Origin of the sequence: Haloarchaeobius salinus (assembly GCF_024464185.1) — an archaeon.
GTDB classification, from domain to species: domain Archaea; phylum Halobacteriota; class Halobacteria; order Halobacteriales; family Natrialbaceae; genus Haloarchaeobius; species Haloarchaeobius salinus.
Genome location: NZ_JANHAU010000002.1, coordinates 454,984 through 473,316 on the forward strand (window position 1 = coordinate 454,984; position 18,333 = coordinate 473,316).

The window sequence follows — 18,333 nt, forward strand, 5'->3', positions numbered from 1 at the left end:
CGTGCCCTCGATATACCAGCGCCTCCTGCGCCTGCTCGGCAAGGAGGACGTCCGCTCTATCGCCCGACGGTACTTCATCTCGAACGGCTTCGACGGCACGCTGACGAGCGTCGGCATCGTCGTCGGCGCGGTGCTGACCGGCGTCCCCGACGGTATCACGGTCGTGAAGATCGGACTCGGCGCGGCCGTCGGGCTCACCACGTCGGCCGTCTGGAGCGTCTGGGAGATCGAGCGCGCCGAGACGAGCGCCGAGATCAGACGGCTGGAGCGGGCGATGCTCACCGACCTCGACGACACGCGCATCCAGCGCGAGCAGAGTGGCGCGCGACTGTTCCACGCCATCGCGAGCGGGCTCGGACCACTGCTCGGGGTCCTCGTCCCGCTCTCGCCGTTCCTGTTCGAGGGCTCGCTGTTCAGCATGGTCGAGGCCGCCATCGTCGGCGTCGCCCTCGGCGTCGGCGTGCTCTCGACGTTCGGCGCGTACATGGGCTCCATCTCGGGGCACCCCTGGTACGTCTCGGCGGCCCGGATGGGGCTGGCGGGGCTCGTCGTCGCCGGTATCAACCTGCTGCTCCCGGGCTGAGGTCGGCGTCGTCGCCATCGCTGCCGGCCCCGTCGTCGTGGTGGCCGGTGTGGCGTTTCACCAGCCAGCCGACACCCAGCAACGGGCCGAGCCCGACGAGCAGCGCCGCGCCGAGGACGCCCCAGTCGGCGAGGCCGAGCGGGACGGTGCCGAAGTACTCCGAGAGCGGCGTGTACAGCACCGACAGGTGCAGCGCGAGCGACGCGGCGACGGCGAGCCCGAGCCACCGGTTCGAGACGAGCGGCGTGTCCCGCGACCAGCGGACGACGTACAGCTTCAGGAACTCGAAGACGACGAAGCCGGTGAACACCATCGTCATCGCGTACGGCGTCACGCTGGCCGCACCGTCGAGGACGTAGACGAGCAGGCCGAGCATGACGACGGTGACGACGAGGCCCGCGCCGCCGATGAACGTGAGCATCTCGCGGTCGATGATGCCGGCGTCGCGGCTGCGCGGCTCGCGTTCCATCACGTCGCCGGCGGGGTCGGTCCCGAGCGCGAGCGCGGGCAGGCCGTCGGTGAGCAGGTTGATCCAGAGCAGCTGGACCGCCGGGAGGACGAGGTAGCCGAACAGGGAGGCGATGAACACCAGCGCGACCTCGGCGGCGTTCGCGCTGAGCAGGTACGCGACGAACTTCCAGACGTTGTCGAATATCTTCCGCCCGCGGCTGATGGCGGTGCGGATGGTCGCGTAGTTGTCGTCGAGCAGGACGATGTCGCTGGCCTGCTTGGCCACGTCGGTGCCCCGGATGCCCATGGCGATGCCCACGTCGGCGTTCTTCAGCGCCGGCGCGTCGTTGACGCCGTCGCCGGTCATCGCCACGGAGTAGCCGAGCGCCTGCAGCGCCTGCAGGATGCGCACCTTGTGGACGGGCTCGGCGCGGGCGAACACGTCGATCTCCTCGACGCGGTCCTGCAGCTCGGACTCGGAGAGCTCGGCGACCTCGCTCCCGGTCATCACGTCGGACTCGATGCCGACCTCGCGGGCGACCGCGGCCGCAGTGACCGCGTTGTCGCCGGTGATCATCTTCACGCCGATGCCGGCGCGGTGGGTGTCGGCGATGGCGTCACGGACCTCCCTCCGTGGCGGGTCCATCAGCCCCTGGAGGCCGACGAAGACGAGGTTCTCGTCGATATCCCCGTCGTCGTCTCGTGGTTTGTACGCGAACGCGAGCACCCGAAGGGCGTCGGCGGCGAACGTCTCCACCTGCTCGCGGATCCGGTCCCTGCCGGCGTCGTCGAGTTCGACCGGGCCGTCGTCGCCGAGGATGCGGGTCGAGCGTTCGAGGACGACCTCGGGTGCGCCCTTGACGTACACCACGTCGTCGTGGACGGTCGCCATGCGCTTGCGCTCCGCGGAGAACGGCAGTTCGTCGACGCGCTCGCGTTCGTCCCGGAGCGCCGCGACGTCGATACCGTGGTCGGCGGCGGCCGCGACGAGCGCCCGCTCGGTGGGGTCGCCGTCCTCGGCCGTCGCGTCGTTGCAGAGCGCGCCGATCTCCAGCAGGAGACCCACCCGGTCGCCCGTCCCGGCGGCCGCGACCGATTCGGCGGTTTCGGGCATCTCGCCACCGTCGCTGGCGGGCGCGCCGGGGTCGGCGTCACCATCGCCCGACCCCTCCTCCAGGTCGACCGTCTCGTCGTACACCCAGCCGGCCTGGACGCGCATCTCGCCCTCGGTGAGCGTGCCGGTCTTGTCGGTGCAGACGACGTCGACGGCACCGAGCGCCTCGACCGCCGGGAGGGTGCGGACGAGCGCGTTCTCGTCGGCCATCTTCCTGACCCCGAGCGCGAGCGTCAGCGTGACGATGGCGGGTAGCCCCTCGGGGATGGCGGCGACGGCGAGCGAGACGCCGGTCAGCCCGGCCTGCACCCACGACGTGCCGCCGTAGACGAGCACGGGGATGACGATGGCGGCGAGCACGATGACGGCGACGCCGAGCCGGCGGCCGAGCGCGTCGAGGCTGCGCTGGAGCGGTGTCTGGGTCTCCTCCGCACCGAGCAGCTCGGTCGCGATGGCACCCATCTCGGTCTCCATGCCGGTGCCGACGACGACCGCATCGGCGCGGCCGCGGGTGACGCTCGTCCCCCGGTAGACGGTGTTCGACCGCTCCGCGAGCGCCGTCTCCGCCGGCAGCGTCCCGGTCGACTTCGAGACGGGGACGCTCTCGCCGGTGAGCGCGGCCTCGTCGACCTCGATGGAGTGTGTCTCGACGAGGCGCGCGTCGGCGGGCACCACGTCGCCCTCGCCGAGGACGAGCACGTCGCCCGGCACGAGCTCGGTCGCCGGGACGCTCCGCTCCTCCCCGCCGCGCCGGACCACGACCTCGGGTGCCGACAGCTCCCGCAGTGCCTCGAGGCTCTGCTCCGCGCGGTACTCCTGGACGAAGCCGAACACCCCGTTCGCGAGCAGGATGATGCCGATGAGGATCGCGTCGACGGCGTGGCCGACGACGAGCGAGAGCGCGGCGGCCGCGATCAGCACCCAGATGAGCGCGCTGGTGAACTGCGCGAGGAACACCCGGAGCGGGCCGCGGGCCGCCCCGGTGTGGATCTCGTTCGCCCCGTGCTCCTCGAGCCGGCGGGCCGCCTCGTCGGTGTCGAGCCCCTCGGGCGACGAGTCGACCGACTCGAACACCGCCTCGACGTCCTCGGTGTGCCAGGGCATCTCGTGTCGGATGGGATGACGGGGCCCGGGAAGTTAGCGTTAGTGTCGCCGGCACCGCCGACCGTTCGTCAGTGGCGCGCCAGCCCGACGGTCCGTGTCCACAGCAGCGCGACGCCACCGACCGTCACTGCCATCGCGCCGAGGCCGACCGCGAACGTCCCCGTGGCGACCAGCGCGCGCCCGACGAGCCACGGGTACGCGAGCGCGGCGAGGTTGCCGACGACGAGCATCCCGACGAGCGTGACGCCCGGGTCGGGCGCGATCTCCGTGAACGCCAGCGCGAAAAGCGGGCCGAACGGGACGCCGAACCCGAGCCCCGTCAGCACGACGCCGACGGCGACGAGCGACGGTCGGTCCGCCGCGACGGCCGCCGCGGTCCCGCCGAGGACGACGGTCTGCCCGACGAGCGACCAGCCGACCGTGGCGGCCTCGCCCACCCGGGCCGCGAGCACGCCGCCGGCCGCGCGTCCGGCGACGGTCGCGAGCGCGAAGCCGACCAGCACCGCCGTCGCCGGGACAGCGGCCCCCGCGAGCAGGTCGGCGTACCACGTGCCGGCGACGATGAGGAAGCCGAACGTCGCGGCGTTGCCCAGTGCGAGCGTCGCGGCGACCGGCTCCCGGAGCGCCCGGAGGTAGCCCTCGACCGACGGCACGCCCCACGACGAGGTGGCCCGACCGAGGGCGAGTGCGCCGACGCCGCCGACTGCGACGACGGCCGCGGAGACGAGCGCCGGTGCAACGGTTCCGAGTCGGGCGATGACGCCGGGCCCCGCGGCGAGCCCGACCGCGAAGCCGAGCGTGAAGCCCGCGCCGAGCAGTCCCTGGGCGGTCGCGGTGTCGTCCCCGGTCGTCAGCCGCCCGACGTGGATCATCGCCGCGACGAACGCGGCACCCTGGCCGAGGCCGACGAGGGCCCGGGAGGCCAGCACGGCTGCGACGGTCGTGCTCGCGAGCAGCGCCGCGCCGACGGCAGCGAGGACGAACCCACCGGCGGCGACGCTCCGCGGCGCGTACCGCCGGGTGAGCCGGTCGGCCGGGAGCACGGCGAGGGCCTGTCCGAGCAGGAACGCGCTGGTGCCGGCCCCCGCAACGTCGGCTGGGACGCCGCGCTCGACGAGCACCGGGACCACCGCGCCGTAGCCGCCGACGGTGAGCCCGAGCCCGAACAGGCCCGTGCCGAGGACGAGGATGGCGCGACGGGGGAGACCCTCGCGGACCGTGTCGGCGGGCTCGGTTGCGGTTTCACCAGCGGCCGATGCGTCGCTCACGCCCTCCGTTGCTCGGGGAGGGACAAGGGCGTTCCGGCGTTGGCGGTCGGTCACGGGAGCCGACTTCGCTCATCGCTCGTGTACCGTCACCTCGACCTCGCCGGCCTCGACCTCGGCGGTGAGCATCGTCGCGGCCGTCGCGGGGTCCGCGCCGGTCACCGAGCCGGGGTTCAGCAGGCGAACGCCGTCGTGGACCAGGTCCTCCAGCCGGTGGGTGTGGCCGCCGACGCCGACGCGGGGCTCGTCGGCGTGTTCCCGTGCCGTCTCGGCGATGGTGTCGTACCAGTCCTCGAGCGACCGCACCGTCCCGTGGGTCACGACGAACGTGACGCCGCCGAGCTCGACCGATGCGACGGAGGGGAGGTCGATGTCGTCGCCGTCTACGTTCCCGTGGACGGCGGTCAGCTCGCTCGCGAGTTCGCGGACCGTGGCCAGCGTGTCGGTGCTCGTGAAGTCGCCGGCGTGGAGCACGTGGTCGGCGGTGGCGATTCGCTCGCGGAGCGCCGCCGGAATCGACTCCTCGCGGTCGGGGATGTGCGAATCCGAGATGATGGCGACCTGCATATCCTCTCTCGTGTCGGTCTGCCTCAAAAGGGTTCGGTCGGTGTGGGTCGCGATGCGGTGTCGTCCCGTGTCGCCCTACGGCTCCAGCACGCCCATCCCGCTCGTCTCGCCGGTACGGAGCCGTCGGTGGTAGTCGGGCACCTCGTCGAGCGAGAGGGACTCGCCAACGTCGGCGTCGACGCGTCCGTCGGCCACGAGCCGAGCGGCGCGGACGACCTCGTCTCGGGTCGCGTACCTGGACCCGATGAAGGAGGCCTCCTTGACGACGTACTCCTTCATCGGCACATCGAACACCCGGTCGTGGTGGGTGGTCAGCGAGACGACGCGGCCGCCCATCGCCAGCGCGTCCCAGGCGTCGTGCAGGGTGTCGCGGTCGCCGACGGTGTCGACGACGACGGTCGGGCCGTCGCCGTGGGGCGTCGCGTCGGTGAGGGCCGCCGAGAGGTCGTCCCGCCGGGCGTCGACCGCGGTGACGTGCTCGCCGGCCGTCTCGGCGTGGGCCAGGCGCTCGTCGGTCACGTCTGCGGCGAGGACCTGTGCCCCACGGAGCCCGGCGACCTGTGCGAGGTGGTAGCCGATCCGTCCGGCCGCGCCGACGACGAGCACGGTGTCGGCGTCGGTCACGTCGGCGCGCTCGCAGACGTGGATGGGCGTGGCGACCCCGTCGGCCGCAACCGCGCCCTCGGCGAAGCTCGCGGCGTCGGGCAGCGGGAGCGCGTTCTCGGCCGGGAGCACCGTGCTCTCGGCGTACGCGCCGTCGGAGTTCACGCCGAACCAGCCGCCGAAGTCGGTGCACTGGGCGGTGTCGCCGCGGCGGCAGGCGTCGCACTCGCCGCAGGTCAGGTAGAAGTACGCCAGCACGCGCTCGCCGACGCGGTCGGGGTCGACTCCCTCGCCGACCGCGTCGACGACGCCGGCGAACTCGTGTCCCGGGATTCGTGGGGTGAGGTCGGGGTCGTCGGAGAGCCCGCCCTGGATCGCGTTCTCGATGGTGCGCGTGACGCCGCAGGCGCGCACCTCGACGCGGGCCTCGCCGGGGCCGGGCTCCGGTCTGTCGACTTCCCGTACCGTGAGTTCCCCACCCCACTCGTCGAGGATGGCCGCGTGTATCGTCGACATACCTGCTCCCTCGCCCCCGAGTAAGTTAGTCGTACTGCCGTTTTCTCCCTTCTCGCGCCGGATTTAGCCCGATTCCGTCTGAAATTATAAATAGAATGCCATCGTGGACGTTTGCATGTCTGATGCTACCGAATCACAAGGGCGTTCCGGAACGCGACTCGCCGAGTACGGCATCGAGGACAAACCAGACCTGGAGAAGGCCATCCCGCTCGGGATACAGCACCTCCTGGCGATGTTCCTCTCCACGGTGGCGCTGCCACTCGTCATCGCCGGGGCCATCGGCCTCTCGTCGGCGGACACGCAGTTCATCGTCCAGATGGCGCTGCTGGTCGCCGGGGTGGCGACCATCGTCCAGGTCTACCCACTCGGACCCGTAGGGGCGAAGCTCCCCATCGTGATGGGGACGAGCGCCATCTTCGTCGCACCGCTCATCAGCATCGGCAGCGAGTTCGGGTTGGCCGCCATCTTCGGCGCGGTGCTGGTCGCTGCACCCATCGAGGTGATCATCGGGTACTTCTTCGACGACGTGAAGCGACTGTTCCCGCCGCTCGTCACCGGCATCGTCGTCATGCTGGTCGGGCTGACGCTGATTCCCATCGCGATGCAGTACTCGGCCGGTGGCCCCGGAGCCGATACGTACGGGAACCTGGCCAACCTCGGACTGGCCGGGCTGGTCTTCGTCGTCGCGGTCGTCCTGAACCAGTTCTTCAGCGGCTTCCTCAGGGCCGGTGCCGTCCTCGTGGCGGTCGTGGTCGGCTACCTGGCGGCCATCCCCCTCGGCCTGCTGGACCTCTCCGGGGTCGCGTCGGCCGGCTGGGTGTCGGTTCCCGTGCCACTCTCGTACGGCCTCGCGTTCGAGCCCAGCGCGATCATCGTCGTCGCCTTCGCCTACGTCATCACGTCGATGGAGACCATCGGCGACATCTCCGGGACGACCGAGTCGGTCGGGCGTGATCCCACCTCGGAGGAGGTGAAAGGCGGCCTCGTCGCCGACGGCGTGATGAGCGCGTTCGCCGCCGTGTTCAACGCCTTCCCGAACACGTCGTTCTCCCAGAACGTCGGCCTCATCGGCTTCACCGGCGTCGCCAGCCGGTTCGTCGTCGCCATCACCGGCGTGTTCCTCGTCGTGCTCGGGTTCATCCCGAAGGTCGCAGCGGTCGTCTCCGCGATGCCGGCACCGGTCCTCGGCGGGGCGGCGGTCGTCCTCTTCGGGATGATCATCTCCATCGGCCTGCGCATCATCTCCCGCGGGGCGGCGCTCACCCAGCGCAACCTCACCATCATCGCCGTCTCCCTCGTCCTCGGCGTCGGGGTCGAGGTCCAGTCGGACATCCTCGTGAACGTCCCCTCCGATATCCAGGTGCTGGTCGGCTCGGGGCTCATCTCGGGCGGCGTCACCGCGCTGGTGCTGAACGCCGTACTCCCCGAGGGTGACGACGCCGCACGCGGCCCCGAGTCCGACCCCGACCCGGCCGTCGACAGCGTCGACGAGGACATCACGGACACCGACGAGGAGGCCGCGACGGGCAACTGAGGACCAGGCGGTAGCGAGCGTGTCGTAGTCGACCAAAAACCGACCGCGCGCCGCTCAGGCCTCGGTGAAGGCGACGACGCGGGACACCGAGGACTCGCCGCCGCGGAACCGCCACGGGAACGTCCCGATCTGGCAGCGCTCGTTCAGCAGCTCCTCGGGGACCTGCGCGTTCTCGACGTGGACGATTCCCTCGGGGAACAGCTCGGTGTGCATGAGCTGGTAGCCCTCCGGCGGGAATATCTCGTCGAGGTCGTCGACGCCGTGCTTCTCGCGGGCCTCGCGGGCGAGTTCGGGGCGCACGTCGCGGATGACCGTGTTCATCGGGTGGTCCGCGCTCCCGCAGTCGAGTATCAGGTAGTTCAGGTCCATGTCGCGGCACCACTCCGCGAACTCCATGTTCGGGCCGGGGTGCTTGCAGAAGAACGCGTGCGGGTCGGCCTCCTCGCGGTGCCAGGCGTACTTCTGGTAGCCGGTGTGGACGAACAGGATGTCGCCCTCGCGCACGTCGCAGACGTCCTCTATCATCTCGCTGGTGTAGACGTCGTAGTCCCCGACCTTGTCGGAGATGTCGGCGACGACGGCGTCGCTCACGAGTTCGTCGAGCGGCATCGACTCGATGTCCCGCCCGTGGGCGATGAAGTGCTTCTCGCCGTCGAGGTGGGTCCCCGTGTGGTTCATGAACTCGATCTTCTGGCCGTTGACCTTCTCCGTGTCGAGGCTCTTCTCGTACCAGATCTTCGGGTTGTCGTACGTGGGCCAGGCGGGCGTGTCCTGGGACCAGGGCTGTGTCAGGTCGTGCATCTCGTAGCCGTCGAGCATGGCATTGAAACACACGGGGAGGGGTAATGAAAGTTCGCCGCAGATCGGGGCGGGACAAGTGCTCACACACGCCAAGATTTAATACACCGTCCTCCCGTGTTATTGGGTATCGTTCGCCCAACACCGCCCGAGTCGGTCAGTCACAACAGTCACAATGAAACCAGCCCAGTTCCAGTACCACCGTCCCACCTCGGCCGCCGAAGCAGTCGAACTCGCGGCCGAATTGGAGGAGGCAGAGTTCATGGCAGGTAACCAGTCGCTCGGCATCGTGATGTCGAACCGGCTGGCGACGCCTGCGAACATCGTCGATCTGAGCCGCGTCGACGAGCTCGACTTCGTCGAGGTCGACGAGGACACGGTTCGCGTCGGCGCGCTCACGACACACCGCAGCATCTCGCAGTCGGACGCGCTCGCCGAGCACGTCCCGATGCTACCCGCGGCGGCCGAGCAGATCGCCGGCCCGAGCGTCCGCAACCGCGGCACCCTCGGCGGGAGCCTCGGCGAGGCCGACCCGGCGGGCAACTACCCGGCCGCGCTGGTCGCCCTCGACGGCGACATCACGCTCCGTGGACCGGACGGAACCCGGACCACCAGCGCCCGCGACTTCTTCATCGCGTACATGTTCACCGACATGACCGAGGCGGAGCTCATCGAGTCCGTCTCGGTGCCACGGGAGCCGTTCCCGCCCGACCGGACGGGGATGGCGTTCGACGAGCTGAAGCGCGCCGCCCAGACGTGGCCGACCATCTCGGCCGGGGCGTCGGTCCGCGTCGACGACCCCGACGCCGACGAGCCGACGATCGAGGACGCCCGGCTCGCGCTGGCGAACGCGGCGGACGTCCCGCTGCACGTGCCCGACGCCGAGGCCGCCGTCGAGGGCGAGCCGCTCTCGGAGGCGACGCTCGACGAGGTGGGCGCGGCGGCCCGCGAGGCCGCCGACCCGTCCGAGGAGATGCACGCCGACCGCGAGTTCAAGCTCGACGTCGCCGCGGAGTACAGCCGGCGGGCGCTCGAGACGGCGTACGGCCGGGCCTGCGGCACGGGAGGTGGGGCCGCATGATCGAGTTCGACGGCGAGTTCGAACTGGACATGCCCCCGGAGGAGCTGTGGCCGTACTTCACCGACCCCGACGTCATCGCGGACTGCGCGCCGGGGATGAAGGAGCTGAAGCTGAACTCGCCGTCGGACCTCGAGGCCGTGATGTCCGTGAAGGTCGGCAGCGTCAGCCCCACCTTCGACGTGGACGTGACGGTCGTCGAAGCGACGGAGCCGTCGACCCTGCGGATGAGTGCGGTCGGGAACTCCAGCCGGAACGCGTTCGAGACGGCCGCGCACATGGACCTCCAGCCGACCGACGAGGGTGGGACGCTTGCGACCTGGCACGCGAGCGCCGAGGTGTCGGGCCTCATCGCCAGCCTCGGCCAGCGCGCGCTCGGCGGCGTCACCACCCGGCTCGTCAACAACTTCTTCGACGACCTGCAGGCGGCCGCCGAGGAGGGCGAGCCCGCCGAGTCGAAGCTGGAGGGGGCCGAGGACGCCGAACCGGTGGTCGAGGTCGACACCGACGAGTGAGCCGACTGGGAGACCGACCGCTCCCAGCCGATGTCTTTTCGACCCTCGCGGTCCGTCTCTCGGTCGATGAAGTCGATGTCCGTCGAGCTCCGCTACGCCGAGTCGGCGCTCGCGCCGATGCACCGCGGGCTCTGTGAGTCGTCCGACCTCGACCGCGAGGTCGTCCTCGGCGGGCAGTCCGTCGACGGTGTCGAGACGGTCAGCTCGTTCGTCTACGGCGAGCCGGACGCGTACGAGGCGCTGCTGACCGACCGAGAGGCGGTACTGGAGTACGACATCACGCCAACCGAGGACGGCTGCTTCGTCTACGTCCGGCAGGAGCTCGGCCCGGAGGGACTCTCGCTCCTGGACTCGCTCGCACAGGACACCGTGGTCGTCGTCCCGCCCATCGAGTTCCGTTCCGACCGGACGATGGCGCTCACGCTCGTCGGCCACGGCGACGACCTCAGGGCCGTCCTCGACTCGTTCCCCGAGGCGGTCACGGTCGACGTCCGACGGGTGAGCGACGGCGTGACCGCCCACGACACGGCCGTCTCGGCGCGCCAGCAGGACGCGCTCCGGGCGGCGTGGGACCTGGGCTACTACGAGATACCCCGGCGCAACGGCATCGAGGCCGTCGCCGACGAACTCGACTGCGCCGTCTCGACCGCCTCGGAGCTCCTCCGGCGGGCCGAGGCCCACGCAGTCGGTGAGGTGCTCGGCGGCGACGTATAAAGCCACGATAGCTATCGGGGGAAGGCCGGTGCCCCCGGCGCACCGAGCTATCGTATGGCCGAGACCACGATGCCGTCGGGCGAGCACCGGAGCCGTGTGGAACGCAGCCGTCGCAAGTGGGACTTCTGGAGCTCGTGCGAGCGGCTGTGGTCGGTCTACGAGCGGGACACCGTCGAGGTGCGACGCGACGCCGTCGCACAGCTCGACCTGGAGCCGGGCGACGCCGTCATCGACATCGGCTGCGGCCGGGGCGCGAACTTCGAGCTGCTCCGGGAGGCGGTCGGTCCGGACGGCTCCGTCCTCGGCGTCGACTACAGCCCGGGGATGCTGGCCGGCGCGGCCGAGCGCATCGAGGAGCACGGCTGGGAGAACGTCGAGACGCTTCGCGCCGACGCGACCGCGCTCCCGGTCGCCACCGAGCGGTTCGACGGCGCGCTGGCGACGACCGCCGTGAGCGCCATGCCCGACGTGCGGGCCGTCGTCGAGAACGTCCACGACGCGCTCGCGCCGGGTGCGAGCTTCGCGGTGTACGACATCCGGCTGGCACCGTCGGGAGCCGCCAGACTCCTGAACCCGCTGGTCTACGCCGGGTACCGACTCATCGGGAACTGGAACCGGGAGGAGAGCGTTCTCGACGAGCTGGAGCGGGCGTTCGCGGACGTAGAGCTGGTCGAGACGTTCGCGCTCGGGACGAACTACGTCGCCGTGGCGAGGAAGGCAGGACTGGAGTCGGGTCGTGCTGCTGCCGCCGAGGTCGACGGCGACGAGTGACTCAGGACAGCGAGAGCGAGAGTCTCCCGTCCCGACCGACTCGAAGTGTACACATCACGTTCTGTTCGATTGACGAGCCCGACTCCATGTGTTGGTCACCCCGGGGCTGGCCGATCTCGATGGCGACCTCCGTCCGATACTCGCCAGTCGGCAAACAGCGGTCCGCAGGGCCGTGGTAGTACACCTGCTGCCGAGCCGTGTACGTCTCACCGCCGGGGATGTGGACGGCGGGTGCCATGGAGATGAAGGAAACGTAGGCCTCGCCGTCGTCGCCGTCAACGACCCGCCAGCAACCGGCCTCCCGTTGCCGCTCGCCCCGGCGGACGTCGACCTGGCTCGACTGCTCCGGGAGCAGGATCACCTCGCCGTGCTCGCCGGCCAGCTCGGAGACGAACTCGAACGGGCTGGCACCGAGATTCGCGTGCTTGACACCGAGAACTGCGCCGCCCGCGTTCTCGATCCGAATCTCGGTCCGGCCGGGGGCGTCGGCGGACGGCTGTTCGACCACGGCACCGTCGAACTGCAGGGGCGGTTCGTCGTGACCGTCGCCCTGGTCGGTCGGCAGTCAACCACAGCCCGCGAGGCCGCCGACGGTCGCGACGGCCGCCGACTGGAGGAACCGCCGCCTGTGGAGGGGCATATCGTGTTCTGTGACACGTCGTGGCAAGTGCTTTGTCCCGCGTCCACCCGGCCGTTCACGGGGCACCTGCACCCGGCTGGCGGGTCACGTTCCGTAACACTATACCCGGAGCCGACCCTCGCCACGACCAGATGACGCTGGCGAACGTCCCCCGCTACGCCGAGTCGGTGGTCTCCCGGCAGGGCGAGCACGCCGTCGTCGTCGGGGCGAGCATGGCCGGGCTGGTCGCGGCCAGGGTGCTCGCGGACGCGTTCGACCGCGTGACCGTGCTCGACCGCGATTCGCTCCCGGACGACCCGGTCACCCGACGGGGCGTGCCGCAGGGCCACCAGCCGCACGTGCTGCTGGAGGCGGGACGGGCGACGCTCGCGGACCTGTTCCCGGGCTTCGCGGAGGAGCTGCTGGCGAGCGGCGGGCTGGTCATCGACTGGACGCACGACCTCGTCCACTACGAGGCGGGCGACTATCTCGAACCCGGACCGACACGACGGCCGATGTACGCGGCGAGCCGGCCGCTGTTCGAGGCGGTCAGCCGACGCTGTCTGGCGACGGTCGACGGCGTGCGGCTCCGTCCTTCGTGCCGGTTCGTCGACTACCACCTCGCCGACGACGGGAGACGGGTCGACGGTGTGGTCGTCGACTCCGGCGACGACGCGGACACCGCTACCCTCCCTGCTGACCTCGTCGTCGACGCGACGGGGCGGACCTCCCGGACGCCCGCGTGGCTCGCCGAACACGGCTACGAGCGCCCGCCGGAGGAGGAGGTGATGGTGGACGTCCGCTACGCGACGGCGGTCGTCGACCGACCGCCCGGGGACCGCCGCGCCTTCTTCGTGCCGCCGACCGCGCCCCGGACCCGCGGGGGTGGCGCGTTCCCCGTCGAGGGCGACCGCTGGCTCGTCACGCTCCAGGGCGTCCACGGCGACGACCCGCCGACGGACCCGGCGGGGCTGCAGGCGTTCGCGGCGAGTCTGCCGGTCGACCACCTCGCGCGGCTGCTCGACGAGCGCGAGTGGGTGGGCGATGGCGTCCAGAGCTACCCGTTCCCGTCGAACAGGCGTCGCTACTACGAGCGGTTGGACCGGTTCCCCGACGGGCTGGTCGTCGTCGGCGACGCCGTCGCGAGCTTCAACCCGGTGTACGGGCAGGGGATCTCGGTTGCGGCGCTTGAGGCGCTCGTCCTGCACCACGCGCTCGCAGACGGCGGGGTCGACGGACTCGGCCCTCGCTTCTTCGACCGGGCGAGCGAGGTGGTCGACGTGGCCTGGACGATGGCGGTCGGCTCGGACCTCGGCTACGAGGCGACCGAGGGCTCGCAGTCGGCGGTCGAGTGGCTGTTCACGCGCTACCTCGCGCGACTGGTCAGGACCGCACAGGACGACGGGGCGGTCGCCGACGCCTACGGCCGGGTCGTGACGATGGCGGAGCCGCCGTCGTCGCTGCTCAGGCCGGGGCTCGCGGCGCGTGTGCTGTCGCCGCGGTAACGGGGACGTCGACAGCTCGTCACCGCTATTCCTCCGCCTCCCGAAGCCGCTTCCGTGCCCGGTGCGCCGTAAAGGGAAGGCGGTCGGCGGTCACGCCCAGCGGTTCCAGCGCGTCGTTGATGGAGCAAGCGATGGCCGCGGGCGCGTCTATCATCCCGCCCTCGCCGACGCCCTTCGCGCCGGTCTCGGTGAACGGCGACGGGTGGCTCGTGTGCTCCATCTCGATGTCGGGCATGTTCTTCGTCGACGGCAGCAGGTAGTCGAACATCGTGATTGCCTGCGGCTGGCCGGAGCCCTGGTCGTAGCCGAACTCCTCCATGAGCGCCGCGCCGAGGCCCTGCGCGATACCGCCGTGGGCCTGCCCCTCGACGATCATCGGGTTGAGCATCGTCCCGCAGTCCCGGAGCGTGTAGAACTTCAGCACCTCGACCTCGCCCGTCTCGACGTCCACCTCGACGATGGGCGCGTCGACGGCGTAGGCCGCGGTCGGGTACACCGGATACTTGCTTGTCAGGGCGTCGTCGAACTCGGAGATGCCGGTCGCGGGATGCTCGTAGTCGTAGCTGACGCGGGTGCGTCCCTCGTCGTCGAGCTCGGCGAGCTTCGCGAGCGAGAGCGACTCGTCGGTGCCGCCCCGTTCGACGCGACCGTCGCGGTAGGAGACGGCCTCGCGTTCGACGCCCCAGTGGTCGGCCGCGAGTTCGGCGAGGTTCTCGCGCAACTGCTCGCCGACGCCGACGCTCGCGCCCGAGAGCATCACGGCCATGCGGGAGGCGGCGCTGCCGTACTCGGTCGGGGCCTCGACGCTGTCGAGGTAGTCGACCTCGATGTCGCTCGGCAGGAGTCCGAGCTCGTCGGCGAGCAGCTGGGCGACGAGCGTCTGGTGGCCCTGCCCGGAGCTGTCGGTGGCGAGCCACGCGAGCACCGTGCCGTCGGGTTTCACCTCCGCGCGGAGGTGTTCGGGGAGCTCCGCGACGTCCTCGCGGGTACGGTTCTCGATGGTCTCGTCGTCGGTGCGCTGGCGGTCGGTCCAGTCCGACCCGGAGACGCCGGGCTCGATGAGGACCGCGGTCTGGGTGCCCCGGTAGTAGCCCTCCTCGCGACGCTGTTCGACGATGTCCGGGTCGAGTAGGCCGCCCTCGCAGCGCTCGTTCTCGTCCAGTATCTCGTCCATCCGGTCCATCGCGCCGGGGTAGTCGCCGGAGTCGTAGATGTTCCCCGAGGGGATGCGGTACGGCAGCTGGTCGGGCGTGATGAGGTTCCGGCGGCGGAACTCGGTCGGGTCGATGTCGAGCTCGCGCGCGGCGTCGTCGACCAGCATCTCCAGCGCGTACTGGTGCGGGTCGACGCCGAAGCCGCGGTAGGCGGTCTGTGCGGTCTTGTTCGTCAGCACGAGGTCGTACTCGTAGACGACGTCCTCGACGTCGTACGAGTTGGTCAGCACGGACAGGGGCTTGAGCACCTGGTTGACCGGGTAGTGCGGCCACGCGCCGAAGTCATCGACGAACCAGACGTCCAGCCCGCGCATGGTGCCGTCGTCGTCGACGGCCAGCCGCATCTCGTACCGGCGCTCCGAGCAGTGCATGTCCCCGCCCTGCAGGTTCTCGATGCGGTCCTCGACGAACTTGACGGGCTGGCCGAGCTGTTCGGCGGCCATCGCGGCGAGGTTGCAGTACCGGTGGATGGCGATCTTCGTCCCGAAGCTCCCGCCGACGTCGGCGGGGACGTTCAGCTCGACGCGGTCGGCTGGTCGGCCGAGCGTCTCGTAGACGGTGTCGTCGACGAGGGTGTGCAGCTGGATGTTGCAGTCGATGTGGAAGCTGTCGCCGTTCTCGTCGTACTGGGCGACGACGCCCGCCGTCTCCAGGGGGACCCCGGAGACGCGGCCCCACTCGTAGGTCCCCTCGACGACGTGGTCGGCGTCCTCGAACGCGCCGTCGGGGTCGCCGAACGCGATGCGCTCGTTGTCGGCGACGTTCGACCCGTACTCCTCGTGGACGAGCACCTCGCCCTCGCGGGCGGTCATCCCGTCGACGACCGGGTCGAGCGTCTCGTACTCGACGTTCACGAGGTCGGCCATATCCTCGGCGAGGTAGCGGTCCTCGGCGACGACGACGGCGATGGGTTCCCCGACGAAGCGGGCCTTCCCGTCCGCGAGCGACCACTCCTCGAACCCTTCCAGCCCGCAGGGCTGTGGATTGTACGACTCCTTGAGGTCCTCGACGGTCATGACGAGCTCGCAGTCCGGGTGCTCCTCGGCGGCGCTCGTGTCCACGTCGACGATGTCCGCGTGGGCGTGGACGCTCCGGACGATGGCCATCTCGAGGCAGTTCGGCGGCGTCACGTCGTGGATGTACTCGGCCTCGCCGGTGAGGATGCGCCGGTCCTCGAACCGGCGGACGCTCTGGCCGGTGAACGACCGGTCCTCCAGCTCGCCGGTCGTCTCGTGGCCGGCCTGCGGTTCGGACTCCGACATCTACCGCTCGCCCCCGTCGGTCGCGGTGTCGTCCGCCCCGCCGTCGGTCTCGACGGCGTCCAGCTTGTCGGCGGCGCGGTCGACGGCGCGGTAGATGTTCTGGTAGCCGGTGCAGCGACAGATGTTGTCCGCGAGCCCCTCCTTCACCTCGTCGCGGTCGGGGTCGGGGTTCTCCTCGAGCAGGGATTTGGTGGCCATGACGAACCCGCTGGTGCAGAAGCCACACTGGAGCGCGTGCTCCTCGTGGAACGCCTCCTGGACGGGGTGGAGCTGGCCGTCATCGGCCAGTCCCTCGACCGTCTCGACCGCGAGGCCCTCGGCCTGGACCGCGTACAGCAGACAGCTCTTGACCGTGTCGCCGTCGAGCGAGACGGTGCAGGCACCGCAGACACCGTGCTCGCAGCCGACGCGGACCCCCTGGAGGTCGCACTCGTTCCGGAGGAAGTCGGAGAGCTTCAGCCGTGGCTCGACCTCCCTGGTCACTTCTTCACCATTGACGGTGACCGAGATCTCGCGCGTCGGGCGGTCCCCAGAATGGGGCATGTCCTCGATGCTCATGGTAGATACCACCGTACTTTCGGCGATTCGACCTTAAGCGTTGCCGTGAGTCGCGGGGGACAATCACTCGACCAGCCCCGGGGGGACCGTGATTGGGATAGCTCTAAGTCCCCCGCCTCTGTCTTTTGGTACCATGCCACGAGCAGAGCTCTGCATCCACAACGCTCGCGTCGTCACCCCCTCGGGTACCATCCACGGTGGCGTCGCGTCGACCGACGGCACCATCACGGCGGTCGGCGGCGACGCGTCGCTGCCCGATGCTGACCGGACCATCGACGCCGAGGGGAACTACCTCATCCCCGGCTTCATCGACCCGCACGTCCACTGGGGGCTGTCCCGCTACGAGTTCGAGTACCACGACGGGCTCGAGCACGACTTCGAGACCGAGACGCGGGGCGCGGTCCACGGCGGCGTCACGACCGTCGTGAACTTCCTGCTCCAGCCCGAGCCCTACCTGCCCGACATGGAGTTCTTCCGGGAGGCCGGCGCGGAGAACTCCTACATCGACTTCGCGTACCACGCCATCATCCACAAGGACCACCATTTCGATGAGATAGACGGGCTCGCCGAGGAGGGCGTCCGGTCGTTCAAGATATTCTTCAACTGGTACAAGCACGCCTCGCCCGAGCTGGGCATCGAACACTCCGACGCGGGCCGGGTGTACAACCTGCTGTCGCAGGTGGCCGACATCCCGGGGGGCGTCGTGATGTTCCACGCCGAGAACGAGGACATCGCCTACGAGCGCCGCCAGGAGCTGCAGGACGAGGGGCGCAACGACCTCCCCTCGTGGTCGGAGTCGGCACCGAACATCTGCGAGTTCATGCAGATCGAGCAGATCGGCCACATGACCGAGCTGACCGACTCCCGGGCGTACATCGTCCACATGTCCACGGGCGAGGGCGTCGACATCTGCAAGCGCTTCCAGGAGCGGGGCGTGAACCTCCACGCGGAGACGCTGCCGGCCTTCCTCACCCACACGAAAGACGAGGAGGAGCTGGGCGTGTGGGGGAAGATCTCGCCGCCGCTCCGTGGCGAGTGGAGCAAGGACCGCCTCTGGCAGGGGCTCCGGGAGGGCACCGTCGAGTACATGGGGACCGACCACTGCCCGCACAAGATCGAGTTCAAGGAGAAGGACACGGGCAAGCACGGCGACATCTGGGACGCCATCCCGGGCGACAACAACGGCATCGAGTACTTCCTGCCGGTGATGATGAGCGAGGGCGTGAACCGGAACCGCATCAGCATGGAGCGGCTCGTCGAGGTCTGCGCCGAGAACAACGCCAAGCGCTGGGGCCTCTACCCCCGGAAGGGCGCGCTCGTCGAGGGCAGCGACGCCGACATGGTCGTCGTCGACATGGGGAAGTCGAAGGTCGTCGACGACGACTTCTACCACACGATGGAGCCCCGGTACTCGACGATGCACGGGATGGAGCTGACGGGCCTGCCGACCCACACCGTCGTCGGGGGCGAGGTCGTCGTCGAGGACGACGAGCTGCAGGTCGAGCCCGGCGGCCGGAACTACCTCCACCGCGGCGACAGCGGCGTCGAACTGGAGTAGGGCGT

16 protein-coding genes are annotated in these 18,333 nt (G+C 70.2%); 8 read left to right on the top strand and 8 right to left on the bottom strand.

The annotated features are described in order from the left end of the window. Position 1 precedes the first annotated feature (1 nt). Complete coding sequence (locus NO345_RS08885) at positions 2 to 583, top strand: VIT1/CCC1 transporter family protein (protein ID WP_256298431.1); 582 nt, start codon at positions 2 to 4, stop codon at positions 581 to 583. On the opposite strand, the gene NO345_RS08890 is transcribed toward NO345_RS08885, so the two are convergent. The 4 genes from NO345_RS08890 to NO345_RS08905 all read right to left on the bottom strand — a co-directional run bounded on the left by NO345_RS08890 (position 561) and on the right by NO345_RS08905 (position 6,202). Next, the gene (locus NO345_RS08890) at positions 561 to 3,251 is read right to left on the bottom strand and encodes a cation-translocating P-type ATPase (protein ID WP_256298433.1); all 2,691 of its coding nucleotides are present in this window, start codon (positions 3,249 to 3,251) and stop codon (positions 561 to 563) included. The two genes, NO345_RS08885 and NO345_RS08890, sit on opposite strands and share 23 nt — an antisense overlap. 68 nt (positions 3,252 to 3,319) lie before the next feature. After that, positions 3,320 to 4,519, bottom strand: a complete 1,200-nt coding sequence (locus NO345_RS08895) for an MFS transporter (protein ID WP_256298435.1) — start codon at positions 4,517 to 4,519, stop codon at positions 3,320 to 3,322. Between the two features lie 69 nt (positions 4,520 to 4,588). Next, positions 4,589 to 5,083 carry a metallophosphoesterase family protein gene (locus NO345_RS08900; protein ID WP_256298437.1) on the bottom strand — a complete coding sequence of 165 codons (495 nt, stop codon included), beginning with the start codon at positions 5,081 to 5,083 and terminating at the stop codon, positions 4,589 to 4,591. A 75-nt stretch (positions 5,084 to 5,158) separates the two neighbouring features. Next, complete coding sequence (locus NO345_RS08905; protein WP_256298439.1) at positions 5,159 to 6,202, bottom strand: alcohol dehydrogenase catalytic domain-containing protein; 1,044 nt, start codon at positions 6,200 to 6,202, stop codon at positions 5,159 to 5,161. A 115-nt stretch (positions 6,203 to 6,317) separates the two neighbouring features. Between NO345_RS08905 and NO345_RS08910 the strand changes: the two genes are divergently transcribed. Then, entirely contained in the window at positions 6,318 to 7,736 is a 1,419-nt protein-coding gene (locus NO345_RS08910) for a uracil-xanthine permease family protein (RefSeq protein WP_256298441.1), read from the top strand. Between the two features lie 54 nt (positions 7,737 to 7,790). Here the strand turns inward: NO345_RS08910 and NO345_RS08915 are convergent, their stop codons facing one another. Next, entirely contained in the window at positions 7,791 to 8,555 is a 765-nt protein-coding gene (locus NO345_RS08915) for a cyclase family protein (RefSeq protein WP_256298443.1), read from the bottom strand. 154 nt (positions 8,556 to 8,709) lie between these two features. On the opposite strand from NO345_RS08915, the gene NO345_RS08920 reads away from it, so the two are divergent. The 4 genes from NO345_RS08920 (at position 8,710) to NO345_RS08935 (ending at position 11,612) form a co-directional block, all read left to right on the top strand. Continuing rightward, a complete protein-coding gene (locus tag NO345_RS08920; RefSeq protein ID WP_256298445.1) occupies positions 8,710 to 9,615 on the top strand; it encodes an FAD binding domain-containing protein in 906 nt (301 codons plus the stop codon). Continuing rightward, on the top strand, positions 9,612 to 10,127 hold the full coding sequence (locus NO345_RS08925; protein WP_256298446.1) for an SRPBCC family protein: 516 nt from the start codon (positions 9,612 to 9,614) through the stop codon (positions 10,125 to 10,127). Before NO345_RS08920 ends, NO345_RS08925 begins: the two co-directional genes overlap by 4 nt. 66 nt (positions 10,128 to 10,193) lie before the next feature. Next, positions 10,194 to 10,841, top strand: a complete 648-nt coding sequence (locus NO345_RS08930; RefSeq protein WP_256298447.1) for a helix-turn-helix domain-containing protein — start codon at positions 10,194 to 10,196, stop codon at positions 10,839 to 10,841. A 54-nt stretch (positions 10,842 to 10,895) separates the two neighbouring features. Further along, positions 10,896 to 11,612, top strand: coding sequence for a class I SAM-dependent methyltransferase (locus NO345_RS08935; RefSeq protein ID WP_256298448.1), 717 nt, complete (start codon positions 10,896 to 10,898; stop codon positions 11,610 to 11,612). A gap of 1 nt (position 11,613) precedes the next feature. On the opposite strand, the gene NO345_RS08940 is transcribed toward NO345_RS08935, so the two are convergent. Further along, complete coding sequence (locus NO345_RS08940) at positions 11,614 to 12,120, bottom strand: hypothetical protein (protein ID WP_256298450.1); 507 nt, start codon at positions 12,118 to 12,120, stop codon at positions 11,614 to 11,616. 263 nt (positions 12,121 to 12,383) lie between these two features. On the opposite strand from NO345_RS08940, the gene NO345_RS08945 reads away from it, so the two are divergent. Further along, a complete protein-coding gene (locus tag NO345_RS08945; protein ID WP_256298452.1) occupies positions 12,384 to 13,736 on the top strand; it encodes an NAD(P)/FAD-dependent oxidoreductase in 1,353 nt (450 codons plus the stop codon). 25 nt (positions 13,737 to 13,761) lie between these two features. Here the strand turns inward: NO345_RS08945 and NO345_RS08950 are convergent, their stop codons facing one another. Continuing rightward, a complete protein-coding gene (locus NO345_RS08950; RefSeq protein WP_256298453.1) occupies positions 13,762 to 16,212 on the bottom strand; it encodes a xanthine dehydrogenase family protein molybdopterin-binding subunit in 2,451 nt (816 codons plus the stop codon). Continuing rightward, positions 16,213 to 16,770 (bottom strand): (2Fe-2S)-binding protein, encoded by a 558-nt coding sequence (locus tag NO345_RS08955; RefSeq protein WP_256298455.1) that lies wholly within the window; start codon positions 16,768 to 16,770, stop codon positions 16,213 to 16,215. It abuts the gene before it with no gap. A 133-nt stretch (positions 16,771 to 16,903) separates the two neighbouring features. On the opposite strand from NO345_RS08955, the gene NO345_RS08960 reads away from it, so the two are divergent. Further along, positions 16,904 to 18,328: a dihydroorotase gene (locus NO345_RS08960; RefSeq protein ID WP_256298457.1), complete on the top strand. Its 1,425-nt coding sequence runs from the start codon at positions 16,904 to 16,906 to the stop codon at positions 18,326 to 18,328. The last annotated feature ends 5 nt before the right edge of the window (positions 18,329 to 18,333 follow it).